The organism is Pseudomonas sp. 1, assembly GCF_056626735.1.
The window spans coordinates 25,077-51,331 of the sequence record NZ_JBWXMQ010000013.1; the positions used below are offsets into that span (position 1 = coordinate 25,077).

At 61.1% G+C, this 26,255-nt stretch carries 21 protein-coding genes; 15 read left to right on the plus strand and 6 right to left on the minus strand.

All coding sequences use genetic code 11. The features are described from left to right. Window positions 1–3 precede the first annotated feature (3 nt). From scpB to arfB, 5 genes are all read left to right on the plus strand, one after another. Window positions 4–1,029, plus strand: a complete 1,026-nt coding sequence (gene scpB / locus AC1MDC_RS19575) for an SMC-Scp complex subunit ScpB (RefSeq protein WP_480393520.1) — start codon at window positions 4–6, stop codon at window positions 1,027–1,029. A 2-nt stretch (window positions 1,030–1,031) separates the two neighbouring features. Next, window positions 1,032–1,223 carry a DUF1289 domain-containing protein gene (locus tag AC1MDC_RS19580; RefSeq protein WP_085699535.1) on the plus strand — a complete coding sequence of 64 codons (192 nt, stop codon included), beginning with the start codon at window positions 1,032–1,034 and terminating at the stop codon, window positions 1,221–1,223. Between the two features lie 156 nt (window positions 1,224–1,379). Next, window positions 1,380–2,597 (plus strand): 23S rRNA pseudouridine(2605) synthase RluB, encoded by a 1,218-nt coding sequence (gene rluB / locus AC1MDC_RS19585; RefSeq protein ID WP_085699533.1) that lies wholly within the window; start codon window positions 1,380–1,382, stop codon window positions 2,595–2,597. Window positions 2,598–3,446: 849 nt separating this feature from the next. Further along, window positions 3,447–4,865: an amino acid permease gene (locus tag AC1MDC_RS19590; protein WP_480393521.1), complete on the plus strand. Its 1,419-nt coding sequence runs from the start codon at window positions 3,447–3,449 to the stop codon at window positions 4,863–4,865. A gap of 90 nt (window positions 4,866–4,955) precedes the next feature. Beyond that, entirely contained in the window at window positions 4,956–5,369 is a 414-nt protein-coding gene (arfB, locus tag AC1MDC_RS19595) for an alternative ribosome rescue aminoacyl-tRNA hydrolase ArfB (RefSeq protein WP_085703326.1), read from the plus strand. Here arfB and AC1MDC_RS19600 read toward each other — a convergent pair. The 6 genes from AC1MDC_RS19600 to phhA all read right to left on the minus strand — a co-directional run bounded on the left by AC1MDC_RS19600 (window position 5,366) and on the right by phhA (window position 9,824). Then, complete coding sequence (locus tag AC1MDC_RS19600) at window positions 5,366–6,553, minus strand: MFS transporter (protein ID WP_176247745.1); 1,188 nt, start codon at window positions 6,551–6,553, stop codon at window positions 5,366–5,368. The two genes, arfB and AC1MDC_RS19600, sit on opposite strands and share 4 nt — an antisense overlap. A gap of 95 nt (window positions 6,554–6,648) precedes the next feature. Further along, on the minus strand, window positions 6,649–6,831 hold the full coding sequence (locus AC1MDC_RS19605) for a hypothetical protein (protein WP_085699525.1): 183 nt from the start codon (window positions 6,829–6,831) through the stop codon (window positions 6,649–6,651). A 74-nt stretch (window positions 6,832–6,905) separates the two neighbouring features. Next, a complete protein-coding gene (locus tag AC1MDC_RS19610; protein WP_256574703.1) occupies window positions 6,906–7,037 on the minus strand; it encodes a hypothetical protein in 132 nt (43 codons plus the stop codon). A 335-nt stretch (window positions 7,038–7,372) separates the two neighbouring features. Then, window positions 7,373–8,566, minus strand: a complete 1,194-nt coding sequence (locus AC1MDC_RS19615) for an amino acid aminotransferase (RefSeq protein WP_085703328.1) — start codon at window positions 8,564–8,566, stop codon at window positions 7,373–7,375. Beyond that, a complete protein-coding gene (locus AC1MDC_RS19620; protein WP_003222798.1) occupies window positions 8,566–8,922 on the minus strand; it encodes a 4a-hydroxytetrahydrobiopterin dehydratase in 357 nt (118 codons plus the stop codon). Before AC1MDC_RS19620 ends, AC1MDC_RS19615 begins: the two co-directional genes overlap by 1 nt. A gap of 110 nt (window positions 8,923–9,032) precedes the next feature. Further along, entirely contained in the window at window positions 9,033–9,824 is a 792-nt protein-coding gene (gene phhA / locus AC1MDC_RS19625) for a phenylalanine 4-monooxygenase (RefSeq protein ID WP_480393522.1), read from the minus strand. Window positions 9,825–10,149: 325 nt separating this feature from the next. Here phhA and AC1MDC_RS19630 point away from each other — a divergent pair, with 325 nt between their 5' ends. The 10 genes from AC1MDC_RS19630 (at window position 10,150) to AC1MDC_RS19675 (ending at window position 26,164) form a co-directional block, all read left to right on the plus strand. Next, on the plus strand, window positions 10,150–11,709 hold the full coding sequence (locus AC1MDC_RS19630) for a sigma-54-dependent transcriptional regulator (RefSeq protein WP_085699521.1): 1,560 nt from the start codon (window positions 10,150–10,152) through the stop codon (window positions 11,707–11,709). A gap of 319 nt (window positions 11,710–12,028) precedes the next feature. Next, window positions 12,029–12,769, plus strand: a complete 741-nt coding sequence (locus AC1MDC_RS19635) for a flagellar basal body rod protein FlgF (protein ID WP_007958343.1) — start codon at window positions 12,029–12,031, stop codon at window positions 12,767–12,769. 45 nt (window positions 12,770–12,814) lie between these two features. After that, window positions 12,815–13,600, plus strand: coding sequence for a flagellar basal-body rod protein FlgG (gene flgG, locus AC1MDC_RS19640; RefSeq protein ID WP_007958342.1), 786 nt, complete (start codon window positions 12,815–12,817; stop codon window positions 13,598–13,600). Between the two features lie 53 nt (window positions 13,601–13,653). Continuing rightward, window positions 13,654–14,349, plus strand: a complete 696-nt coding sequence (gene flgH, locus AC1MDC_RS19645) for a flagellar basal body L-ring protein FlgH (RefSeq protein WP_085699519.1) — start codon at window positions 13,654–13,656, stop codon at window positions 14,347–14,349. 27 nt (window positions 14,350–14,376) lie between these two features. Further along, entirely contained in the window at window positions 14,377–15,465 is a 1,089-nt protein-coding gene (locus tag AC1MDC_RS19650; protein WP_011333019.1) for a flagellar basal body P-ring protein FlgI, read from the plus strand. An 11-nt stretch (window positions 15,466–15,476) separates the two neighbouring features. Continuing rightward, window positions 15,477–16,769 (plus strand): flagellar assembly peptidoglycan hydrolase FlgJ, encoded by a 1,293-nt coding sequence (flgJ, locus tag AC1MDC_RS19655; protein WP_480393523.1) that lies wholly within the window; start codon window positions 15,477–15,479, stop codon window positions 16,767–16,769. Window positions 16,770–16,790: 21 nt separating this feature from the next. After that, window positions 16,791–18,836 (plus strand): flagellar hook-associated protein FlgK, encoded by a 2,046-nt coding sequence (gene flgK, locus AC1MDC_RS19660; protein ID WP_085699512.1) that lies wholly within the window; start codon window positions 16,791–16,793, stop codon window positions 18,834–18,836. A 13-nt stretch (window positions 18,837–18,849) separates the two neighbouring features. Beyond that, window positions 18,850–20,421: a flagellar hook-associated protein 3 gene (locus AC1MDC_RS19665; protein ID WP_085699510.1), complete on the plus strand. Its 1,572-nt coding sequence runs from the start codon at window positions 18,850–18,852 to the stop codon at window positions 20,419–20,421. Window positions 20,422–20,538: 117 nt separating this feature from the next. Then, window positions 20,539–24,132, plus strand: a complete 3,594-nt coding sequence (locus AC1MDC_RS19670) for a glycosyltransferase (protein ID WP_085703331.1) — start codon at window positions 20,539–20,541, stop codon at window positions 24,130–24,132. A gap of 220 nt (window positions 24,133–24,352) precedes the next feature. After that, on the plus strand, window positions 24,353–26,164 hold the full coding sequence (locus tag AC1MDC_RS19675; protein WP_480393524.1) for a calcium-binding protein: 1,812 nt from the start codon (window positions 24,353–24,355) through the stop codon (window positions 26,162–26,164). Window positions 26,165–26,255 lie beyond the last annotated feature (91 nt).

Here is a 26,255-nt window from a genome sequence, read left to right on the forward strand (position 1 = left end):
GATATGAACCTGACTGAACCCCGCGAGCTGGCGTCCCTGCTTGAAGCCTTTCTGTTGGCCTCGGGAAAGCCGCAATCCCTTGAGCGCCTGTATGAACTGTTCGAAGAAGGTGAACGCCCGGAACCGCCGGTTTTCAAGAAAGCCCTGACCCTGCTCGGCAAATCCTGCGAGGGCCGGGCGTTCGAGCTCAAGGAAGTCGCCTCCGGCTATCGCCTGCAAATCCGCGAGAAGTTCGCGCCGTGGGTTGGTCGCTTGTGGGAGGAGCGTCCGCAGCGCTATTCCCGGGCACTACTGGAAACCATGGCGCTGATCGCCTATCGCCAGCCGATCACCCGGGGCGAAATCGAGGACGTGCGGGGCGTGGCGGTCAACACCAACATCGTCAAGACGCTGATGGAGCGTGAGTGGATCCGCATCGTTGGTTACCGCGACGTGCCTGGCAAACCGGCGATGTTTGCCACCACCAAGCTGTTTCTTGATCACTTCAATCTGAAAAGCCTCGACGAACTGCCGCCACTGGCCGAGCTGCGCGAAATGGAGGCCGATCCGGTACTCGACTTCGACGACGCCCCGGTGCCGCCGGGCTTGCAGGAACTGGCCGACGCCAGCGCCGAGCCGGAAGAACCGAAGGAAGAAACCAGTTTCCACACTCTGCTGCTGGAGCTGGACAGCATGGAGGAGGGGATCAAGACCGACTTCGACGACTTGCTGCGTGACGGCGCGGGCGGCGAATCCATGCCGACGGGGTTTGAATCCGATCCGGTCGAGCCGCCGGACGAGGGTGAGCCCGAATCTGAATTTGAGCCTGAATTTGCGCATGAACCCGAATCCGAGCCCGAGCCCGAGCCTGAGCAGCAAGACGATGTGCTCGGCGTGGCCGAAGCCCGGGAAAAACTGCTGGCTGCCGTCGCCCGTCTGGAACAGCCAGCACCAGAACCTGCCGCCGAGGAAGAACTGAGCGAAGAGGAAGCCGAAGCCCGCGCCCTGGCCGAAGCCATCGAAGCCGAACGTCGCGAGTTCGAGGATTGAGCATGAGCTCGACCAAAGACCCGTGCATCAACGTCTGCAAGTTCAGCGACGACATCTGCGTCGGTTGCGGCCGCAGCAAGCGCGAGATCCGGGCCTGGAAGAAACTCGACAAGGACGACAAGCGCACCGTACTGGCCGAAGCCGCGCTGCGTCTGATCAAGCTCGGGGCCACCGGTCGGCGGAAAAAGAAATAACCTTGCCCTGATCGACTAGTCTCTGATGCGCGCGCGGCCACATCCGCGTATGATTCGCGACCCTTCGGCGATCCCTTCGCCCGAAAACCCAGATTTCAACGCTTCAGCAGCTCAATTCTCAGCGCCGCTGAACAGACCACACCGGGAGGTGCCCAGATGAGTGACATCAAGCAGAAAGACGACCAGGAAATCGGCCCAGCAGGCGAAAAGCTGCAGAAAGTCCTCGCCCGTATCGGCGTTGGCTCGCGCCGCGATGTTGAATCCTGGATCAGCCAGGGCCGGATCAAGGTCAATGGCAAAGACGCCACCCTGGGCCTGCGTGTCGACATGCACGACGCCATCACCATCGATGGCAAGGTCATCAAGCGCGAAGAAGCCGCCGAGTCGGTTCGCCGCGTGATCATGTACAACAAGCCCGATGGCGAGATCTGCACCCGTGACGACCCGGAAGGCCGTCCGACCGTGTTTGACAAGCTGCCGCGTCCGAAAGAAGGTCGCTGGATCAACATCGGTCGTCTCGACATCAACACCACCGGTCTGCTGATGTTCACCACCGACGGTGAATTGGCCAACCGCCTGATGCACCCGTCCTACGAGATGGATCGTGAGTACGCGGTACGTGTACGAGGCGAAGTCGACGACGAGATGATCGAGCGCCTGAAGGCCGGCGTGGTACTGGAAGACGGCCCGGCGCGTTTCACCGACATTCAACAGGCGCCGGGCGGCGAAGGCTTCAACCACTGGTATCACTGCGTGGTGATGGAAGGTCGTAACCGTGAAGTACGTCGCCTGTGGGAATCCCAGGGCCTGGTGGTCAGCCGCCTGAAGCGTGTGCGTTTCGGCCCGGTGTTCCTCAACTCCGACCTGCCGATGGGCCGTTGGCGCGAAATGAGCCAGTACGAAGTCGACGTGCTGAGCGCTGAAGTCGGCCTGACCCCGGTGGCCATGCCGCAACTGAACGCCAAGAGCAAAGACAAGCTCGACCGCATGCAGCGCAAGTCGTCGCGTCCGATGGCCCGTACCGAGCGCGTACGCACGCTGCGTCCGGCCAACGGTGCGCCGGTTGGCGCCGGTCCGCGTCCGGCCCGGGAGCCGCAGATCGAAGGCGAGCGTCCAGGTCGCAAACCGGCAGCACGTCCGGATGGCGAGCGCGGCCCACGCACTCCACGTCCGGCCAATGGCCGAACCGAGCGTGGCGAAGGTCGCGGTACGCCGGTGGCGGATCGTCCAGCCGACACCAAGCGCCCGGCCAAGCCGGCGCCGAAACGTCCAGGCATCAAGCTGGCAGACGATGACAAGCCATCGGGCAAGCGCCGTGGTGCACCGGCCGGTTCCGGCCAGCGTCCGGGTTTCGGTCGCAAGAAGCCGGAATAAGGCAGCTGCAAGTTTCGAGCGGCAAGCTTCAAGCTGAAACAGAAAACGCCAACTCTTGGAGTTGGCGTTTTTTTTGATTTTTTTATTTCTTTTTTTGAGGTGTTTTTTCTTGTTTTAAAACAAAAAAAACCTGACGCCTTTCAAATAGTTAGCCAGCTAACGTCAGTCGCCGGGCACGCCTTGGATGGGTCTGGATTGGAAACTTTACGTTACGCGCTGTCAGAGAATATTTACGAAAAAGCCGTCGCCGCCCCGTGACTCGGGAGCTTGTGTCCAGCTGTAAGGAAAATCTGCCGGAACCAGCCCCGCCGGGTGTTGCGCGGTGCTCTTGCGCGCTTGTTTCAGTGTCGTTTGGAGGGTGAGATGCGCTGCATGCCTGTCGTGCAGGTGCATAACAAGAAGGAGGCGCAATGAACGCCGTTATCCATTTTCACTTCTCCACGTGGGGCGGATTTTCCATCGTCCACGCCGATGGCCTGCAAAGGCCTGACTCAATTTTTGCAGCCGCCCGGGCTTCCCGGGGTGGACACATGCAATCCCGGCAACCGACACGCTGATCCGGCGAGGTCTGGCAGCAGGGGGTTAGCGGTGTACAATGCGCCGCGTTTTAACTGTGACCCTCTGCGTAATCGCGCAAACCTCAAGGTTTATCCGCCTTGTTCACTCCGCCGCGTCACAAGCGTGTCGGGTTCGATTTCGTCACAGATAAAAACAAACAGGTGACGCATGACCGTTGTAAAAAAGCTGAATTCCTGGTGCCTGCGCTGGGGTTTGATCAAGGTTGGCTGAAATCGCCACCTTGCAGCAACGTCTACTGAACATCATCAAACCTTGCGTGAGACCTTTTTCATGAGTGGACAAAACTCGCAATCAGGCGAGCTGAAACGCGGCCTGAAAAATCGCCATATTCAACTGATCGCCCTCGGTGGCGCGATCGGTACCGGATTGTTCCTCGGCTCGGCCGGGGTGCTGAAATCCGCCGGTCCGTCGATGATCCTCGGCTATGCCATCTGCGGCTTCATCGCCTTCATGATCATGCGCCAGCTCGGTGAAATGATCGTCGAAGAGCCGGTGGCCGGTTCCTTCAGCCACTTTGCGCACAAATACTGGGGCGGTTTCGCCGGCTTCCTGTCGGGCTGGAACTGCTGGATCCTGTACATCCTGGTCGGCATGTCGGAGCTGACTGCGGTCGGCAAATACATCCACTACTGGGCGCCGGAGATCCCGAGTTGGGTCACCGCGGCTGCATTCTTCCTGCTGATCAACGCGATCAACCTGGCCAACGTCAAAGTCTTCGGTGAAGCCGAATTCTGGTTCGCGATCATCAAAGTCGTGGCGATCGTCGGCATGATCGCCCTGGGCAGCTACCTGCTGGTCAGCGGCCATGGCGGCGAGCAGGCGGCGGTGAGCAACCTGTGGTCCCACGGCGGCTTCTTCCCGAACGGCGTCAGCGGTCTGGTGATGGCCATGGCGATCATCATGTTCTCCTTCGGCGGTCTGGAAATGCTCGGTTTCACCGCAGCCGAAGCCGACAAACCGAAAACCGTGATCCCGAAAGCGATCAACCAGGTGATCTACCGGATCCTGATTTTCTACATCGGCGCACTGGTGATCCTGCTGTCGTTGACCCCATGGGACAGCCTGCTGGAAACCCTCAACGCTTCGGGCGATTCCTACAGCGGCAGCCCGTTCGTGCAGGTGTTCTCGATGCTCGGCAGCAACACGGCCGCGCATATCCTCAACTTCGTGGTGCTGACCGCCGCATTGTCGGTTTACAACAGCGGCACCTACTGCAACAGCCGCATGCTGTTGGGCATGGCCGAGCAGGGTGATGCGCCGAAAGCGCTGGCGAAGATCGACAAGCGCGGCGTGCCGGTGCGTTCGATCCTGGCGTCGGCAGCCGTGACCCTGGTGGCCGTGCTGCTCAACTACCTGATCCCGCAACACGCGCTGGAACTGCTGATGTCGCTGGTGGTTGCGACGTTGGTGATCAACTGGGCGATGATCAGTTTCTCGCACTTCAAGTTCCGCCAGCACATGAACAAGACCAACCAGAAGCCGCTGTTCAAGGCGCTGTGGTACCCGTACGGCAACTACATTTGCCTGGCGTTCGTTCTGTTCATCCTCGGCGTGATGCTGCTGATCCCGGGCATTCAGGTCTCGGTGTACGCGATTCCGTTGTGGGTGGTGTTCATGTGGGTCTGCTACGTGATCAAGAACAAGCGCGGTGCGCAACAGGTACTGCACGCCGCGAACGCTGCCAAGTAAGCGTCGTTGCAAAAACAACAGACCCGGCCAAGTGCCGGGTTTTTTGTGCTTTCGCGGTATCCTGCGGGTTCTGAATACGGACGCTTTTCCATGCTGGTGATTTCCAACAACGTGCATCTGCCGGATGCCGAGATCGAACTGACGTACATCCGTGCCCAAGGGGCGGGTGGGCAGAACGTCAACAAGGTCTCCAGCGCCGTGCATCTGCGCTTCGACATTCGCGCCTCGTCCTTGCCCGAGTTCTACAAGGAACGGCTGCTGGCGCTGCGCGACAGTCGCATTACCAGTGACGGGGTGCTGATCATCAAGGCCCAGCAGTACCGCACGCAGGAACAGAATCGCGCCGATGCGCTGGAGCGTCTGACCGAGCTGATTCTCAGCGCCACCAAGGTCGAGAAGAAGCGCCGGCCGACCAAGCCGACGCTGGGCTCAAAGAAACGTCGGCTTGAATCAAAGACCAAGCGCGCCAGCATCAAGGCCGGGCGCGGCAAGGTGGATTTCTAGTCTTCGCGGTATTTCGCCGTGTGGCGGTAGAGATAGACGCTCAGCGCCAGACCGCTCAGCGCTGCGAGGGCGGCGAACAGGAAGATCGAGGCAAAACCGAAGCCCGCCGCAATCGCTCCCGCCAGTGGTCCGGTGATGCCCAGCGACAAGTCGATGAACAACGAATAGGCCCCGACCGCTGCGCCTCGGCTGGAGGCCGGCACCAGGTTCACCGCTTCCACGCCCAGCGCCGGGAAGACCAGTGAGAAACCGAAACCGCTCAATGCCGCACCGGCCAATGCCCAGTGCGCGTCCGGCGCCAGCCACAGCAACAACAGGCCCAGGGTTTCCACCGACAGGCAGGCAATCGCCACGCGAAAGCCGCCGAGGCGGTTGATCAGGTTGCCGAACAGCAGTCGCGCACCGATGAAGCTGGCGCCGAACAGGCTCAGGCACAGCACGGCGTTGTCCCAGTGCTGCGTGGCGTAATACAGGGTGATGAAGGTGGCAATGGTGCCGAAGCCGATCGAGCCCAGCGCCAGTCCGCAGCCGTGGGGGAATACCCGCCCAAGCACATGCATGAATGGCAGGCGCTCGCCGGCCACGATCGGCGCGGCGGTTTTCGGCCAGGCCAGCAACAGCCCCAGCGTGGCCAGCAGCAGAATGCTCACGCCCATGCTCCACAGACCAAAACGGCTGACCAGCCATACCCCCAGCGGCGCACCGACCGCCAGTGCGCCGTAACTGGCAATGCCGTTCCACGAGATGACCTTGGCGGTGTTGGCGGCACCAACGCGGCCGATGCCCCAACCGATCGAGCCTGAGCCAACAAGACTTTCCGCACTGCCCAGCACCAGACGGCCGGCAAACAGGCTGATCAGGCTCAGCAACGGCAGGTTGGGCGTCCATGCCGAAATCAGCATGAACACACCGCTCAAGCCACAACCGGCCAGACCAATCATCACCGCCCGTTTGCTGCCCTGGTTGTCGATGATCTTGCCGGCATACGGACGGCTGAGCAGGGTGGCGAGGTATTGCACGCTGATCACCAGCCCGGCGATGACCGCGCCGAAGCCCAGGTCACTGTGGACATAACCTGGCAGCACCGCCAGCGGGATGCCGATGTTCAGGTAGCCGATGAAGGTGAACAGGACGATGGAAACGACTTGCAACGTGACTGCCAGCGGGCGCTGGGGTTCTGGCATAGAGGACGACATGAATTACGATCCACGGGAAGAGCAGAATAGATAGGCTGCTCATGATACCGATGCGGACGCGTCTGGGGCGGGGAAAAGTCAAACTATTTGGCCGGGGCGACCAATTGCGTGGTGACCAGTGCGGCCAGTGCGTTTTCTTCGCTGCCGAAACGGGCGAGCAGTGCAGCCTGTTTCTCGGGCGAGAGACGGCTCCAGATCTCGATCATCTTCTCGGTGGCGCCGATTAGGATTTCAGCCTGTTGTTCGTTAAAGGTTTCGTCGGTCATGGCAGGCTCAGGTTTCAGGCAGTGTGGAAAGCGCATGTTAGCGCTTTCCACACGGTCTGTACGGCGGGTGTTGCTTACTCTTCGCTGTCGGCCGGACGGCTCTCGGCGGCTTCTTTCGGCTCGGGCTGTTGGGCACCGGCTTGTTGCGTGGTCGTCTGCTCAGGTACGTGCAGGCTTGGGAAGGGGAGATTCGGAATCTCGTGCATGGTTGCGCTCCTCGCTAAGTCTGTTGATAGATCTGGTAGATCCGCGCTTTCAGAAAGCCTGCGCAGGATACAGCAGGAAAAGTGACAAACAGATTTTTAAATCCATCTGTTTCGACGGGCGGGATTGTCTAGACAAGTGCGACAGGGTGACGCAGGGCAAGTGTGGGGGCGAACCTGCTCGCGATGAGTGCGCCAGATCGTTCCCACGCTCCGCGTGGGAATGCAGCCGGGACACTCCGCGTCCCTGCCGAAGCGGACGCGGAGCGTCCATTGAGGCATTCCCACGCAGAGCGTGGGAACGATCAACGTGGGAGTGAGCAGGATCAGCGGGCGGGTTATTTGCAGACGTTGGCGATCGCTTCGGCCAGCAGGTCAAGACGCGTTGCATCAATCCCGGCGACGTTGGCCCGGCCCGAGCTGACCATGTACACGCTGTGATGCTCGCGCAGGTTTTTCACCTGTTCCGGCGACAGGCCGGTGTAGGAGAACATCCCGCGCTGCACGCCAATGTGCGCAAAGCGCTCGCGCAGACCGTGCGGCTCGAGCGCTTCCACCAGGCCGCTGCGCAACTGGGCGATGCGCAAGCGCATGGCTTCCACTTCGTCGGCCCAGCGGCGTTTCAGCTCCGGGTCGGCGAGGATCGTGGCGACGACAGCTGCGCCGTGATCCGGTGGCGTCGACCACAGGTTGCGGGCAATGTGCGCCAGCTGGCTGCGGATGTCGATCAGCTTGTCAGCGGTTTTCGCACTGACGATCAACGCACCGGTGCGGTCGCGGTACAGGCCGAAGTTCTTCGAGCAGGAACTGGTGATCAGCAGCTCGGGCAGCTCGGCCGCAAACAGTCGGGTCGACCACGCATCCTGCTCCAGACCGTCGCCAAAGCCCTGGTAGGCAAAGTCGATCAGCGGCAGCAAATCGCGGCGACGCACCACCTCCAGCACCCGCTGCCAGTCTTCGTGATTCAGATCGAAGCCGGTCGGGTTGTGACAGCACGCGTGCAGCAGCACCACATCGCCCTTCGGCACTTCGTTGAGCACGGCGAGCATTGCCTCGACGTCGAGGCGGTTGTCGCTGCCGACGTACGGGTAATGGCTGATCTTGACGCCGGCGGCCGCGAAAATCGTTTCGTGGATCGGCCAGGTCGGGTTACTCAGCCATACGCCCTTGCCCGGCAGGCATTGCGCGATGAAGTCCGCTGCCAGACGCAGGGCGCCCGTGCCGCCCGGGGTCTGGGTGGCGCCGGCACGTTGCTCGGCGATCAGTGCCGAATCGGCACCGAGCACCAGCTCGTTGATGACTTTGCCGAACAGTGGATTGCCGTGGCCACCGATGTAGGTCTTGGTGTCCTGGCTTTCGACCAGCCGCGCTTCGGCGATTTTCACCGCCTCGGGGATCGGCGTCAGGCCCTGGGCATCCTTGTAGACGCCCACGCCGAGGTCGAACTTGCGCGGGTTGGAGTCCTGCGCGTAGGCCTCCATCAGGCCGAGGATCGGGTCGCCGGGCACCCGGCCGATGGCGTCGAAGTGCATTACTTGCGTCCTTCTGCGGTCTTGGCCACTTCGTCAGTGCGTGCGGCCATGATGAAGTCGTTGCGGTGCAGGCCCTTGATCGAGTGGCTCCACCAGGTCACGGTGACTTTGCCCCACTCGGTCAGCAGGCCCGGGTGATGACCTTCGGCCTCGGAGATCTCGCCGACGGCGTTGGTGAACGCCAGGGCGTGCTTGAAGTTCTTGAACAGGAAGACTTTTTCCAGCTGCATGATGCTGTCGCGTACTTCGATGTTCCAGTCAGGGATCTGCTTGATCAGGATCGGCAATTCTTCATCGCTGACTTGTGGGGCATCGGCACGGCAGGCTTCGCAATGGGCTTGGTTCAAAGTGGACATGGTGGACTTCCTGAAATCTGAAGGTGTTTTTTTATATTGGCGGTCAATGTCGCCACGCTAAACCAAAGTGGCGACGACTGACAGACTCACTAGTAAGCAAAAGTCGCGGGTCACGCGGCTTTTGGTTTTGGCGGAAACTTAGGTGCGTGCAGACCCAGCTGCATGCCTTGCTTGACCATGGCCATGATGTCTTCGTGGGCCAGGTCGAACAGGCGCTTGAGGTTCGGCAGGACAAAATACAGCGGCTGCAGGATGTCGATGCGGTATGGGGTGCGCATGGCTTCCAGCGGATCGAAAGCCTGATGCTCGGGCTCATCCGACAGCGAATAAACAGTTTCTTTTGGCGAGGACAGGATTCCGCCGCCGTAAATGCGTTTGCCTCGCGGGGTGTCCACAAGGCCGAACTCGATGGTCATCCAGTACAGGCGCGCCAGATAAACGCGTTCTTCCTTGGTCGCCTGAAGGCCGAGTTTGCCGTAGGTGTGGGTGAATTCGGCGAACCACGGGTTGGTCAGCAACGGGCAGTGGCCAAAGATCTCGTGGAAAATGTCCGGCTCTTGCAGGTAGTCCAGTTCTTCACGGGTGCGAATGAACGTGGCCACCGGAAACTGCTTGCTGGCGAGCAATTCGAAGAAGGTCTGGAAGGGGATCAGCGCGGGGACGCGGGCGACCTGCCAACCGGTGGTCTCGCCGAGCACCTTGTTGATCTCGCCCAGTTGCGGAATGCGGTCGTGGGGCAGACCGAGTTTTTCGATACCGTCCAGGTATTCCTGGCACGCACGTCCCTCGATCACTTTCATCTGGCGGGTGATCAGCGTGTTCCACACCGCGTGTTCTTCGGCGGGGTAGTCGATAAAACCTTGCGCATCGGGCTCGCGGGCCACGTATTGCGTCTGCTTCATACTGCTCTCCTGCGAGGGGAATTTCGTTCTTGTTATGTCCTGCGATGGACTGAGAAATACCCCGGAACGTTCGTTGTTGCAGCAGGTTGAAGATCGGGCGAGTAGGAAAAGTCTCTATAATTCGTAAAATTTTCGTTACGCTTCGGGCGATGCGTCGTGTTTGTGCCGACTGCCGGGTTTGAAAAGGTCGATGGCTGTCACATAATCTTGACGACTATTTGCGCACCCGGGCAGAAAAAGAGACCAAGGTGCGCGGCAAAAACCTGTTGGAGCAAGCTTGCTCCCGCAGGGATTGTGTTCAATCCTATCTTTGTCGGGCCTTTATATGCGTATCAAAGTCCACTGCCAGAACCGCATCGGCATCCTGCGCGACATCCTCAACTTGCTGGTGGAGTACGGGATCAACGTCGCCCGGGGCGAGGTCGGCGGTGAGCACGGCAACGCGATCTATCTGCATTGCCCGAACCTGATCAACATTCAGTTCCAGGCGCTACGACCCAAGTTCGAGGCCATCGCCGGTGTGTTCGGCGTCAAGCGGGTAGGGCTGATGCCCAGCGAACGGCGGCATATGGAGTTGAATGCGCTGCTCGGCGCGCTCGAGTTTCCGGTGCTGTCGATCGACATGGGCGGTTCCATCGTCGCGGCCAACCGGGCGGCGGCGCAGTTGCTCGGGGTGCGAGTGGACGAGGTGCCGGGAATTGCACTGTCGCGTTACGCCGAAGATTTCGACCTGCCGGAGCTGGTGCGCGCCAATAAATCGCGAATCAATGGCATGCGGGTCAAGGTCAAGGGCGACATCTTTCTGGCCGACATTGCGCCGCTGCAGTCGGAGCACGACGACAGCGAGGCCATGGCCGGTGCCGTGCTGACCTTGCACCGGGCGGATCGTGTCGGCGAGCGCATCTACAACGTGCGCAAGCAGGAATTGCGTGGTTTCGACAGCATCTTCCAGAGCTCGAAAGTGATGGCGGCGGTGGTGCGCGAAGCACGACGCATGGCGCCGCTGGATGCGCCACTGCTGATTGAAGGTGAAACCGGCACCGGCAAGGAATTGCTGGCGCGGGCCTGTCACCTGGCGAGTCCGCGTGGTCAGTCGCCGTTGATGGCGCTCAACTGCGCGGGCCTGCCGGAGTCGATGGCCGAGACCGAGCTGTTCGGCTACGGCCCCGGTGCCTTTGAAGGGGCGCGGGCCGAAGGCAAGCTCGGGCTACTGGAACTGACGGCGGGCGGCACGCTGTTCCTCGATGGCGTTGGCGAAATGAGCCCGCGCTTGCAGGTGAAATTGCTGCGCTTCCTGCAGGACGGCTGCTTCCGTCGCGTGGGAAGTGATGAAGAGGTTTACCTGGATGTGCGGGTGATCTGTGCAACCCAGGTCGACTTGTCGGAGCTGTGCGCACGCGGCGAGTTTCGCCAGGATCTGTATCACCGCTTGAACGTGCTGTCGCTACACATTCCGCCACTGCGCGAATGTCTTGACGGTTTGACGCCGCTGGTGGAGCACTTTCTCGATCAGGCCAGCCGGCAGATCGGCTGCCCGCTGCCGAAACTGGCGCCGGCGGCGATGGACCGGCTCAGTCACTACCATTGGCCGGGCAACGTGCGGCAACTGGAGAACGTGCTGTTCCAGGCGGTTTCGCTGTGCGACGGCGGCACGGTCAAGGCTGAGCATATTCGCCTGCCGGATTATGGTGTGCGTCAGCCGCTTGGCGATTTCTCCCTCGAAGGCGGGCTGGACGAGATTGTCGGGCGCTTCGAGAAAGCGGTGCTGGAGCGACTGTATTCCGAACACCCGAGCAGCCGGCAACTGGGCAAGCGGCTTGGGGTTTCCCATACGACCATTGCCAACAAGTTGCGTGAATACGAAGTCGGCAAGGCGGAGTCATAGCCTGCAGATGTATGTCTGTTATGGCCTCTTCGCGAGCAAGCTCGCTCCCACAGTAAAGCTTCATTTGGCGGCAGACCTTGTGGGAGCGAGCTTGCTCGCGAAGGCGGCGCTACAGGCAGTGAAAAGGTAATGCCTTGCCACATGGCGGCATGACACCGCCGGTTTTTCGTCTTCGATACATTTCCCTCCTTCCCGCAAAATCCCTCAAGTCCTTTGTTTACCGGGCCCTTGGCCGCCAGAAAAAAGTTGGTCTGCAAATTGCTTATGGCTCAGCAGTACAGCGGTGGGCGGCAAACGTCCGGCATGCAGAGGAAAGAGTGTGGACAAGTACCTTTATGTGGCAATGACCGGCGCCAGCCAGAACGCACTGGCGCAAAAGGCTCATGCCAACAACCTGGCGAACATCTCCACCAATGGTTTTCAGCGCGACCTGGAGCAGGCGCGTTCGATGCCGGTGTTTGGTGACAGCTTTCCGGCGCGTGCGTTTGCCATGAGCGAACGGCCCGCCACCGACTTCACGCCGGGCTCGCTGGTGCAGACCGGACGCGACCTCGACGTCGCCGTGTCGGGCAACGGCTGGATCGCCGTGCAGAACCCTAATGGCGGGGAAAGCTACGTGCGCACCGGCAGCCTCAATATCGATGCCCTCGGCGTGTTGCGTGCCGGCAACGGCATGCCGGTCATGGGCAATGGCGGGCCGATCGCCGTGCCGCCGGAACAGCAGGTGGAAGTCGGTGAAGACGGCACCATCAGTATCCGTGCGATGGGCGAAGGTCCGCGCGTCATGGCCGAAGTCGACCGGATCAAGCTGGTCAACCCGGACATCAAGAACATGAACAAGGGCCTGGACGGTTCGATTTACACCAAGGACGGCCAGCCTGCGCCGGCCGATGCCAACGTCAAACTGGTGTCGGGTTTCCTGGAGTCGAGCAACGTCAATGCCGTGGAAGAAATGACGTCGGTGCTGGCCCTGGCCAAGCAGTTCGAACTGCACGTCAAGATGATGAACACCGCCAAAGACGATGACCAGGCCATGGCTCGGGTCTTGCAGATCAGCTAATTATCAGAACGTCGCGCCGTAAAACAGGCGCACGAGGAGAATCGAATGCTTCCGGCTCTATGGGTTGCCAAAACCGGTCTGTCCGCCCAGGACACCAACCTGACCACCATTTCCAACAACCTGGCCAACGTGTCGACCACGGGTTTCAAACGTGACCGCGCCGAATTCCAGGACCTGCTGTACCAGATCAAGCGTCAGCCAGGCGCCCAGTCGACCCAGGACAGCGAACTGCCGTCGGGTCTGCAGGTGGGTACCGGTGTGCGCATCGTCGGCACCCAGAAAAACTTCACCGCCGGCAGCCTGCAGACCACCGAGCAGCCGCTGGACATGGCCATCGACGGTCGCGGTTTCTTCCAGATCCTGCAGCCGGACGGCACCACTTCCTATACCCGTGACGGTACTTTCCACCTCGACTCCAACGGTCAGATCGTCAACGCCAGTGGTTTCGCCCTGGAGCCGGCGATTGTCATCCCGAACAACGCCCAGACCTTCACTGTGGGCCGTGACGGCACTGTGTCGATCACCGTTGCCGGCAACGCCGCTTCGCAAGTGATCGGCAACCTGCAAACCGCCGACTTCATCAACCCGGCCGGTCTGCAAGCGGTGGGCAACAACCTGTTCCTGGAAACCGCCGCTTCCGGTGCACCGCAAGTCGGTACTCCGGGCCTGAACGGTTTCGGTACCACCCTGCAGAACACCCTGGAAACCTCCAACGTCAGCACTGTGGAAGAGATGGTCAACATGATCACCACTCAGCGTGCGTACGAGATGAACTCCAAGGTGATCTCCACCGCCGACCAGATGCTCTCGTTCGTAACGCAGAATCTGTAATCAAGTCTATGAGGCGGCCATGAGGTCGCCTGCAACACCGTGAGGTAAGGGTCATGAAGCGCTTTGTATCTGTTGTGGCATTGAGTGGGGTCGTCTCGCTCGCGGGCTGCGTCGCCCCGACGCCCAAGCCCAATGATCCTTACTACGCCCCGGTGTTGCCGCGCACACCGTTGCCGTCGGCCGCCAACAACGGCTCGATCTATCAGGCCGGTTTCGAGCAGAACCTGTACAGCGACCGCAAGGCGTTCCGGGTCGGTGACATCATCACCATCACCCTGAACGAGAAGACCCAGGCCAGCAAGAACGCCAACTCGCAGGTGGCCAAGAACAGCAAGACCGGCATCGGTCTGACGTCGCTGTTCGGCGGCAGTGGCACCACCAACAACCCGTTGGGCGGTAACGATCTGAGCCTGGACGTCGGCTACAGCGGCGACCGCGCAACCAAGGGCGACAGCAAGGCCGCACAGGGCAACACCCTGACCGGCTCGATCACCGTGACCGTCGCCGATGTCTTGCCCAACGGCATCATCGCCGTGCGTGGCGAGAAGTGGATGACCCTCAACACCGGCGACGAGCTGGTGCGGATCGCCGGCCTCGTGCGCGCCGATGACATCGCCACTGACAACACCGTGTCGTCGACCCGGGTTGCCGATGCGCGCATCACCTACTCGGGCACCGGTTCGTTCGCCGATGCGAGTCAGCCAGGCTGGTTCGACCGTTTCTTCCTCAGCCCGCTGTTCCCTTTCTAGGTGGCTACGTTGAATTTCAAGAGCCTCATGCTCGCTGCGGCGTTGATGTCCGCAGCCTTTGGTGCCCACGCCGAGCGGCTGAAAGATATCGCCAGCATCTCCGGCGTGCGTTCCAACCAGTTGATCGGCTATGGCCTGGTGGTCGGCCTCAACGGCACCGGCGACCAGACCACGCAGACCCCGTTCACCCTGCAGACCTTCAACAACATGCTCTCGCAGTTCGGTATCAAAGTGCCGCCGGGATCGGGCAACGTGCAGCTGAAAAACGTCGCGGCGGTGTCGGTCAGTGCCGATCTGCCGGCGTTCGCCAAACCGGGTCAACAGGTCGACATCACCGTGTCGTCTATCGGTAACTCCAAGAGCCTGCGCGGCGGCACTCTGTTGCTGACTCCGCTCAAGGGTATCGACGGCAACGTCTACGCCATCGCCCAGGGCAACCTGGTGGTCGGCGGTTTCGATGCCGAAGGTCGTGACGGTTCGAAGATCACCGTCAACGTTCCGTCGGCCGGTCGCATCCCTGGCGGTGCGTCGGTCGAGCGTTCGGTGCCGAGCGGGTTCAACCAGGGCAACAGCCTGACGCTGAACCTCAACCGTTCCGACTTCACCACCGCCAAGCGCATCGTCGACAAGATCAACGACATGCTCGGCCCTGGTGTCGCCCAGGCCATCGACGGTGGTTCCATTCGTGTGACCGCGCCGCTCGATCCGAGCCAGCGTGTCGACTACCTGTCGATCCTGGAAAACCTCGAAGTCGATCCGGGTCAGGCGGTGGCGAAAGTCATCATCAACTCGCGTACCGGCACCATCGTCATCGGCCAGAACGTGAAGGTATCGCCAGCCGCCGTGACCCACGGCAGCCTGACCGTGACCATCACCGAAGACCCGATCGTCAGCCAGCCGGGTCCGCTGTCCAACGGCCAGACCGCCGTGGTGCCGCGCTCGCGGGTGAATGCCGAACAGGAAGCCAAGCCGATGTTCAAGTTCGGCCCGGGCACCACCCTCGACGAGATCGTGCGGGCGGTGAACCAGGTCGGCGCAGCGCCGGGTGACCTGATGGCGATCCTCGAAGCACTGAAGCAGGCCGGCGCGTTGCAAGCCGACCTGATCGTGATCTGAGGACCGCGACCATGGATATGCGCAAAAGCGGTCTGGTCAGCAGCAGCGATTCGGGCTCGTACTCCGACCTCAATCGCTTGAACCAACTGAAGGTCGGCGACAAGAACAGCGATGCGAACATGCGCAAGGTCGCGCAGGAATTCGAATCGCTGTTCCTCGGTGAAATGCTCAAGTCGATGCGTTCGGCCACCGAGGCGCTGGGCCAGGACAACCCGCTCAACACGCCGGCCGCCAAGCAATACCAGGAAATGTATGACCAGCAACTGGCGGTCTCCATGTCCCGCGAGGGTGGTGGCATTGGCCTGGCCGACGTGCTGATAAAGCAGATGTCGAAGAACAAACCGATGGCGCCGGGCGAGGCTGCGGCCGCGTCCGCTGCCAAGCAGCAGGAAGCGCTGGCCAGGGCCGCTGCGGTGGAAACGCCGATTGCCGCTGGCACCGTGGCCACCCATGGCCCGTTGTCGCGACTCAATGGCGAGCGTCCGTTGTGGGCGTCGCGTTCGGTGCATGCGCCGAACACCGAACTGACCCATCGCAACGACATGGAAATGATCAACCAGCGTCGTCTGGCGTTGCCGCCGAAACTGGCGGATCGCTTGCTCGCAGGCCTGGTGCCGTCGGCCACGCCGGCAGCGGCCACTCAATTGCCGCAACGCACCACGACTGCCGCTGTCACCGGTTCCGGCCCGCTGTACAACGGCGACTGGCTGGACCGCGCCGAGGCGGACAAGGCCTCCGGCGGACAGATGCAGATTTACGGTCGCGCCATGGCGCAGATTCCGCTGGCGCCGGCCAAACGCGCGTTCAGCAACGCTGACCAATTCGTCAACACCATGCTGCCGATGGCGCAGGAAGCCGCCGCACGCATTGGCGTCGATCCGCGTTATCTGGTGGCTCAGGCCGCGCTGGAAACCGGTTGGGGCAAGTCGGTCATGCGCGCCCAGGACGGCAGCAGCAGTCACAACCTGTTCGGCATCAAGGCCAGCAGCAACTGGAAGGGCGATTCGGCCCGGGCGATCACCAGCGAATTCCGCAATGGGCAGATGGTCAAGGAGACGGCCGAGTTCCGTTCCTACGCCTCGTACAAGGACAGCTTCCACGATCTGGTGACTTTGCTGCAGAGCAATAATCGCTATCAAGATGTGCTCAAGGCGGCCGATAACCCAGAACAGTTTGTACGCGAATTGCAGAAGGCCGGTTATGCGACCGACCCGAACTACGCGACGAAGATTTCGCAGATTGCCAGGCAGATGACGGTCAATCAGAACTACGCTGCGGCCGGCGTTTCAACAACGCCCTTATAAACACAAGGTAAGGTTTGAATCATGAGTTTGCTCAATATCGGGATGTCGGGGCTGGCCGCGAGTTCGTCCTCTCTGGCTGTGACAGGTAACAACATTGCCAACGTCGACACCGCCGGTTATTCGCGTCAGCAAACCGTGCAGGGCACCAAGTCCTCGATTCAGTACGGCAACGTGTTCATCGGTACCGGTACGACCCTCGCCGACGTGCGCCGGGTGTACAACTCCTACCTCGAATCGCAGCTGCACACCGCCACCTCGCTGAGCAGCGAAGCCGACGCCTATGGCGCGCAGGCGACAGCACTGGACGGCTCGCTGTCCGACACCAACACCGGCCTGACCGGCGTGCTGCAGAAGTTTTTTACCTCGATGCAGGGCGTATCGACCTCGGCCACCGACGACACTTCGCGTCAATCGGTGCTGACCGGCGCGCAAGCCCTGACCAGCCGCTTCAACGCACTGGCCAAGCAGCTCAACGACCAGAACACCACGATCAACGGCAACCTTGGCGACATGGCGGCCCAGGTCAACAAACTGGCCACCTCGATTGCCAATCTCAACCAGAAGATCGGCGAGATTTCCACCAGCGGCGGCCAGCCGAACGATCTGCTCGACACCCGTAACGAAGCCGTGCGCCAGCTCTCCCAGTTGGTCGGCGCGCAGGTCGTCGAGCGCGGCACCAGCTTCGACGTTTACGTCGGCAGCGGTCAGCCGCTGGTTGTCGGTAACACCACCAACACCCTGAGCACCGTGCCGAGCAAGGATGACCCGTCGCGCATGGGCATCCAGATGGACCGCGGTTCGAGCACCATCGACATCACTTCGGTGATCAGCGGTGGCGAAATCGGCGGTCTGCTGAGCTATCGCAAGGAAGTGCTCGACCCTTCGCTCAACGAGCTGGGCCGCGTGGCGCTGGTGATCGCCGATCAGGTCAACCGTCAGCAAGCCCAGGGCATCGACAAGAACGGTGATTTCGGCGCCGCGATTTTCAACAACATCAACAGTGCCGCGCTGATCAGTCAGCGCAGCATTGCCCAGGCGAGCAACAGCGCAGGTTCGGGCAACCTTGACGTCACCATCAGCGACACCGGCAAGCTGACCACCAACGATTACCAGGTCACTTTCACCAGCGCGACCAACTACACGGTCAAGCGCTCGGACGGTACCGACATGGGTTCGTTCAGCACCACGACCACGCCGCCTCCGGTCATCGACGGCTTCACCCTGGCCCTCAATGGCGGTGCCCTGAGCGCCGGCGACACCTTCAAGGTGACCCCGACCCGTGGCGCGGCCTCGAGCATCCAGACCGTGCTCACCGACCCGAAAAAAATCGCGGCGGCGGCACCGTTGACCGGCGTGGCCAGTGCCAATAACTCCGGCACCTACACCCAGCCGACGCTCACCGACACCATCGACATCTACAACCCGACCTCCCAGGCCGAGTTGCAGAACGCGCTCAAATATTCGACCCCGGTCAAGCTGGTGTTCGGCGCGGTCGCCAGCGGCAGCCAGTCGTACAACATGGTCGACGCCAAGGGCAACACCATCGGCACCGGGACCATCGTGCCGGGGCAGGCCAACACCCTGAACCTGAAGATCGGCATGGTCGACTCCACCGGCGCGCCGGTGATGGACACCAGCGTCACGCCGAACGTGCAGAAAACCTTCACCGTGCAGACCACCGTGGGCGCAACCCCGAAGGCCGGCGAAACCTTCACCATGAGCCTGACCGGCGCGGCGTCCTCGGACAACCGCAACGCCCAGGCGCTGGTCGGCCTGCAGACCAAGCAGACCGTGGACACCGGTTCGGGCAGCAAGGGCATCAGCCTGACCGACGCCTACAACAAACTGGTAACCAACGTCGGTACCAAGGCCGCGCAAAGCAAGTCCGACATCGAAGCCACCACAGCCATTCTGGATCAGGCGCAGGGCGCGCGTGATTCGCTGTCTCAGGTCAACCTGGACGAAGAGACCGGCAACCTGGTCAAGTATCAGCAGTACTACACAGCGTCTTCGCAGATCATCAAGGCTGCGCAGGAAACCTTCGCCACGCTGATCAACAGTCTTTAAGGAGTCGTAATTCATGCGCATTTCCACCGCTCAGTATTACGCGACGCAAGCTGCTCAATATCAGCGCAACTACAGCAAGGCTGTCGCGACCGCGAACGAAGCCAGCAGCCTGCAGCGCATCAACACCGCCGCCGACGATCCGATCGGTGCCGGTCGCTTGCTGAAGCTCGGCCAGCAGGCCGCGATGCTCGATCAGTACAAAGGCAACATCGATACCACCAAGAGCGCGCTGACCGTTCAGGAATCCACGCTGACGGCTATCACCGATGCCTTGCAGCGCGCCAAGGAAATCGGACTGGCAGCCAACAACGGCATTGCCACCGACAAGGACCGCCAGGCTTACGCCGCCGAACTGAGCCAGATCCAGCAACAAGTGCTGGGCCTGATGAACTCCAAGGATGCCAACGGCAATTACCTGTTCTCCGGTTCGAAGACCGATACCGCGCCGTACTCGCAGAACGCCGATGGCACCTACACCTACAACGGTGACCAGACCCAGATCAACCTGGGCATTGGCGACGGCCTGTCGGTGGCCACCAACACCACCGGTTGGGATGCTTTCCAGCAGACGATCAATACCGCCCGGACCCAGACCACCATGACGGCTCCGGCGGTCGATGACGGTCGTGTGGTGCTGACCAACGGGATCGTCGGCACCGCTGCGACTTACAACGCGAAATTCACCGCCGGCCAGCCGTACACCGTGGATTTCATCAGCAGCACTCAAATCAAGATCACCGATGCCCTGGGCAATGACGTGACTTCCGAGGCCAGCCAGAACGGTCTGATCAGCAACAGCAACGGCGCCAACCAGACGGTCAGCTTCCGTGGCGTCGACATGAAGCTGAACATCAACCTCAAGGCCGGCGATACCAACCCGGACGCGGTCATTGCCGGTCACAGCTTCCAGCTGTCGGCTTCGCCGGACTCGTTCACCGCTTCGCGCAGCCCGGGCAACCCGTCGACCGCGGTCATCACCGGTTCCAGCGTCACCAACCAGGCAGCCTACGACGCCGCCTTCCCGTCGGGCGGCGGCGCAGTCCTGAAGTTCACCAGCGCCACCGCGTTCGACCTGTACGCGGCGCCTGTCACTGCCGACAGCAAGCCGATTTCGTCGGGTACCGTAGCGGGCGGCAACGCCACGGCAGCGGGTGTGACCTTCGCCCTCGGTGGCACGCCGGCGGCCGGTGACCAGTTCTCGATCCAGTCCAACAACCACCAGACCCAGAACGTGCTCGACACGTTGGGCCAGATGGTCACGGCACTGAACACCCCGATCGACGGTGATCCGGTGGCCAAGCAGAAATTCCAGGGTGCCATGGAAGCCGGCCTCGGCAACATCGACAGCGCCGCCAACCAGATCGGCAGCGCGGTAACCTCCATCGGTGCCCGCGGGCAGTCGCTGGATGACCAGAGCACCACCAACCAGAGCCTGCAGCTGGCAAACTCCACCACTCAGGGCACGATCCGTGATTCGGATCCGGCCGAAGTGATGACCCGCCTGACCTTGCAGCAGACCATGCTGCAGGCCTCGCAACTGGCGTTCAGCAAAATCTCTCAGTTGGGCCTGTTCAACAAGATCTGAAGCCTGAGCGGGCGCGCAAGCGCCCGCTTGCTCTGATCGCTCTGTATCAATCGTCTTTTTTTGCGGTTTCAAAGGGCTCGCTGTTCCGGGCGGGTTCCCGCCGCTTGCGAGTCCGCCGTGAATTCACTCCCCCTTGTCAGTCTGGTCATTCCTTCCTTCAACCCGCGCTTTTTCGAGCGGACATTGAACAGTGCCGTCAGCCAGACTTACAGCCCTCTGGAGATCATCGTCTGCGATGACAGCCGGGGGTCCGAGATCGAACGTATCGTTGCGTCGGTCATCAAGGAGTCCGGCGTCGAGGTGCGCTACGTGCGCAATCCGCGCACCCTGGGAATGATCGGCAACCTCAAGGCATGCCTGAGTCAGGCGCGGGGCGAGTTCATCAAGTTCCTGTGCGACGATGATCACTTGTATGCCGACTGCATCCGGCAGCAGGCCCAGGAGATGATGCGTGAGGAGGTGAGCCTGGTGCTGGCCCAGAGACTGTTCTGGGATGCGCAGGACATCATCCTGCCCGCGCGCCTGGAAAACACCTCGTTGTCGCCACATAGCGGGCTGTTCAAGGGCGACGATCTGCTGGGCATCTTCGAGAAGTTCCCGGTCAACGTCCTCGGTGGCTTCACCAACGCGTTGTTCCGGCGTTCCGACGTTGAAGAGCTGTTGCCGGCCCTGACTCAGGACGGGCACTGCTTTGTCGCGTCGCTGGATTTTGCCCTGTATGTCTGCCTGCTGCGGCGCGGCAACCTTGCCGTGTCCAACAACGTACTCAGCGCCGAGCGGTTATACCCGGAGCGCCTGAGTGCGCAACAGCCGATGAAGGATGCCCTCGAAGTCGAGCGTGAGTGGATGACGCAGATGCTCAAGGCCCGCAGCGGCGAGTCGGCACCTGCACCGGGCTGGGTTCGTTACATTCCACTGGCCAAGGCCGACGAACAGCCTCGGGTCTGGGAAGAGTTGCCGCTGAGTCGCACCCTTGGCACCAAGCAGAGCCGTCAGGAGTGGAGCGTCGGCATCGACAGCTGGAGTTTTGCCGAGCTCTATGCGCAGTGGCTCGGCTGCCGGGTGCTGACCGAAGGTCAGCGCACATTGCTGCCGGAAACCCTCGCCGGCTGGTCGCATCAGCCACGGATCGTGCCGATCGTCATCGACCGGCAGGGCAGCCGTGACGGTGTCGAACGCACGCTGGCGTCGCTTGCCGCTCAGGATTATCCACCAGAGCTGATTCTGGTCCTGTCTGCCTCGTGTACCGATACCGAACTCGACGGGCGAGTGTTTCGCATGCCCCTGCAAGACGACGGCATGGAGCAGATCAATACGCTGCTGCCGCAACTGGAGGGAGCCGACTGGTTCTACCTGCTGCAGGCCGGCGATCGTCCGGTGGCGCCGGCGTTGCTGATCATGGCCGAGCGCATCGTACACTTCCCGTCGCTCAAGTGCCTGTACAGCGACGAGGGCAGTTTGCGTAACGGGGAGTCGGCAGAGCCTGCGTTCAAGCCGGATTTCAACCTCGACCTGATGCGCAGCTACCCTTATGTCGGGCGGGCACTGGCATTCGAGCGCGAGCGTTTTCTGGCACTCGGTGGTTTTGCTCCTGAATTCGCTCAGCTGGCGCCGCACGATGTGCTGTGGCGACTGGTCGAGAAAGATGGCACCCAGGTTATCGGCCACATCGCCGAGGTCATGCTGGAGTCGCCTTTCGACCTGTCCAAATGGCTCATGGACCCAGGCGTCATCGAACAGAATCCGCGCGTGCTCGAAGCGCATCTGCAACGGCTCGGGCTGGCCCATGACATTCGCAGTGGCAGCTCCGAGCTGCTCAATCGCGTCGACTATCATCACGCACGGCGTCCGCTGGTCTCGGTCATTATCGTGACCAAGGATCAGACTGCCGCCTTGCAGCGCTGCGTCGAGACGCTGCTGGAAAAAACCGCCTACACCGAATACGAGCTGTTGCTGGTCGATAACGGCAGCACCAGTGCCGAAGCGCTGGCCTGGCTGGACGGCATGGCGCAGTTGGGCAGCGATCGGGTTCGCGTGCTGAATTTTGCGCAGCAGGGCAACGCAGCCGCCACGCTCAACTTTGCGGTAGGTCAGGCACGCGGTGAGTACGTGCTGATGCTCAATTCCTTTGCAGTCATCACCCAGTCCGACTGGCTGGACGAACTGCTCAATCATGCGCAGCGCCCGGAAGTCGGAGTGGTCGGCGCCAAGATCTACAATCCGGACGGTTGCGTGCTGCATGCCGGCCTGATTCTGGGCATGCAGGGTGCCGTGGGATTGCCCTTTTATGGTCAAGCGTTGCAGGCAGACGGGTACATGTTCCGCTTGCAGGCGGTGCATGACCTGAGTGCTGTCGGCGGTGATTGCCTGATGATTCGCAAGGCCGTTTTCGAGGCTGCCGACGGGCTCGACGAGCAGGACCTGGCGCAGGCCCTCAATGTGGCGGATCTTTGTCTGCGTGTGGGGCGGGAAGGTTATCTGGTGGTCTGGACGCCTTACGCCAAGCTGGCGCTGGGTGCGCGGCCAACGATCGAGGCTACGGCAGAAGAGCAGCAACAGCAGTTTCAGGAGCACGAGACGTTCTACAAGCGCTGGTTGCCCCTCATCGCGCGCGACCCTGCGTTCAACGTCAATCTGGCGGTGCAAGGTGTTGGCGCTTCCAGCTTCAGTCTGGAGCCGGGCCTGCGTACCGGTTGGAGCCCGTTTTTGCGCACGCAGTTGCCAAACGTACTGGCGGTACCGATCAACGCTTCCGCCATCGGTCACTACCGCATCAGTCAGCCGATGATCGAGCTTGAGGCGGCCAATCGTGCCGAAGGACGGATCTGCTACGGCTTGCCTTCGATCATCGATATCGAGCGCCAGTCGCCCGACGTGATCGTATTGCAAGGGCGCTACTCGGAAGGTGCCATCGAGGAAATTCCACCGTTGAAAAACTTTTTCAACGCCCGGCGGATCTACGAGCTCGATGACTATGTCATCGATGTCCCTCATCGCAACGCGCATATCCGCAACATGCCGAACAAGCACGAAATGGAGCGGCTGGTGCGGCGGGCAATCGGTCTTTGCGATCGTGTGGTGGTGTCTACCCAGCCGCTGGCCAATGTCCTGTCGAACATGCACCACGACATCCGGGTCGTACCGAACATGTTGTCGCAGCATTTGTGGACCGACCTGCGCAGCCAGCGTCGCACCTCGAAAAAGCCGCGCGTTGGCTGGGGTGGCGGCACCAGTCACCACGGTGATCTGGCGGTCATTGCCGATGTGGTTCGCGAACTGGCGAACGAGGTCGACTGGGTGTTTTTCGGCATGTGTCCGGACGACTTGCGTCCGTACATGCACGAGTTCCACGGCGTGATCCCGCTGGATGTGTATCCGGCGAAACTGGCCAGCCTCAACCTTGACCTGGCCCTGGCACCGCTGGAGTTCCACATCTTCAACGACTGCAAGAGCAACCTGCGTCTGCTGGAGTACGGCGCATGCGGCTACCCGGTGGTCTGCACCGATACCGAGGCCTATCAGGGTTACCTGCCGTGCACCCGGGTCAAGACCAATTCCACCGAGGAGTGGCTGCAAGCGATCCGTATGCACCTGGCCGATCCGGATGCCAGTTACCGCATGGGGGATCAACTACGTGAAGTCGTACTGCGCGACTACGTGCTGCGCGGCGACAACCTGCGGTATTGGGAAAACGGCTGGCTGGCGGACTGACCGGCACTGCTGGAAAAGAGGCGACTATCGAGTCGCCTTTTTTGCGTCTTCAACATTCCATTGGTATCGGTATCGATACTTTTTCACCGCAGAGCCTCAAGCACTGGGATTTCCCTGTCGATACTTCTCTATTCGCTGACCTCGGACGGTGGCTGCTGGCGTGATCGGCTTGTGCCCGCGAGGCAGGTTCCGGTTCAACAACAACGCAAGGAAGACGCAAATGTCAGTAGTGAATGGAACGAGTGATGCCGATGTCCTGTTGGGCACCGACGGTGATGACCAACTTCATGGACTGGAGTCGGATGATGTGTTGCTGGCAAGTGCCGGTAATGATCTGCTGGATGGCGGGGATGGATTTGATACGGCGAGCTATTACGCCTTGTCCTCGGGGGTGAGCGTCGAGTTCAACGATGCTTCGACGACAGTCGCTGCGGGTGAGCTGCGCACTCACCTCAACACCATGAAGATGGACCCGTTCATCGAGAAACTTACCTTCACCGGTACCGGCGATTTCAAGGGTTACGGCAATGCCGCTGACAACGAGATCATCGGCGGTGCCGGCAACGACTGGTTCTGGGGTGGCGCCGGCGCGGATCACTTCGTGGGTGGCGAAGGCTTCGATACTGTCAGCTATTCCGACAGCCTTGAAGGTGTGAGAGTCCAGGACTTCGAGAACTACGACGCATTGACCATCGCTGCTGGCGACACCTTCACTGGCATCGAGGCGATTCAGGGATCGAATTTCGATGACATGGTGTATCTGCTCGATAACGCGATGATCGTGGATGGCGCCGATGGCTACGACACCGTGAGCTACCGTCACTCCTGGGATGGCGTCAGTATCGGCATTGGTCAGCAAGCGGGTCCGGATGTCACGTTGCTGAACGTCGAGAAAGTCATCGGGACGTCGTTCACTGACCGATTCACCGCCAACGTCGCGGGCGTGACGCTGGAAGGTGGAAGGGGCGACGATGTGTACATCATCAACAGCGCCGGTGTGAGTATTGTCGAGACGGACCTCTTCGGTGGTACCGACCACGTGTACACCAGCCTGTCGTCGATGCACATGGATCCGTTCATTGAAAACATGACCTACACCGGCACGGCAGACTTCACTGGCTACGGCAATGACGGGGACAACGTCATCGTTTCGGGCGCCGGCAATGACGTCCTTCTGGGTGGCGCGGGCGGTGATCGCTTTGAAGGCGGGGCCGGTATCGACATCGTCAGCTATGACGACAGCAGCGAAGGGTTGAGTGCTTCTCTTGACTGGGGGCCGCAAAGCGGCATCGCGCTTTACGACACCTACATTGATATCGAAGGCCTGCGCGGCAGCAAGTACAACGATTCGCTGCAAGGCAATTCGGACGACAACATCCTTGAAGGCGGCACCGGCGATGACCAGCTTACCGGTGGCGAAGGCAACGATCACCTTTATGGCGGACTGAAGTCCGGTCTCGACGGCGATGTTGCGCAAGCCGACACGCTGTCTGGCGGTTCGGGTGATGACGTCATCGTCAGTGCCGTGAATGACCTGGGTACAGTGGCCCATGGAGACCAGGGCGATGACACCGTCACGGTCAACAGCGGCAGTGCCTTCGGTGATGACGGCAATGACGTGCTGACCGGCACAGGCAGCAATTATCTGTTGTCCGGTGGCAGCGGTAATGACGTGCTGGTTCTCAACCTGGCGGGGCAGTCCGGTACTGGCGGTGTCGCGCTCGGTGGTATGGGGGATGACACCTATATCGTGAACACCACCGGGCTGGTGACGATCCAGGACGAAGGCTGGGACCTCAATGACACGCTGATCCTGAACACCGTCGCCAATCTCAGCCAGTTGAACGTCACTCGCATCGGTGATGACGCCTATCTGCACGGCGCCAACGACGGCGGCACCGGCGTTCCCGACAGCGGTGTGAAGCTGCAGGGCTGGTACGCCGGGTACAACAACATCGAGCATCTGCAGACCGCTGACGGCCAGGTCTACGACCTGCCGGCCACGATCGATGGATTCGCGATGTTTGGCTGATCCGTTCGATGCAGTGAAGTAGCTTGATGAGAGGGATGATTCCGGCAACGGACTCATCCCTTTTTCATGCCCGGATGTCCCGCCGACGCAG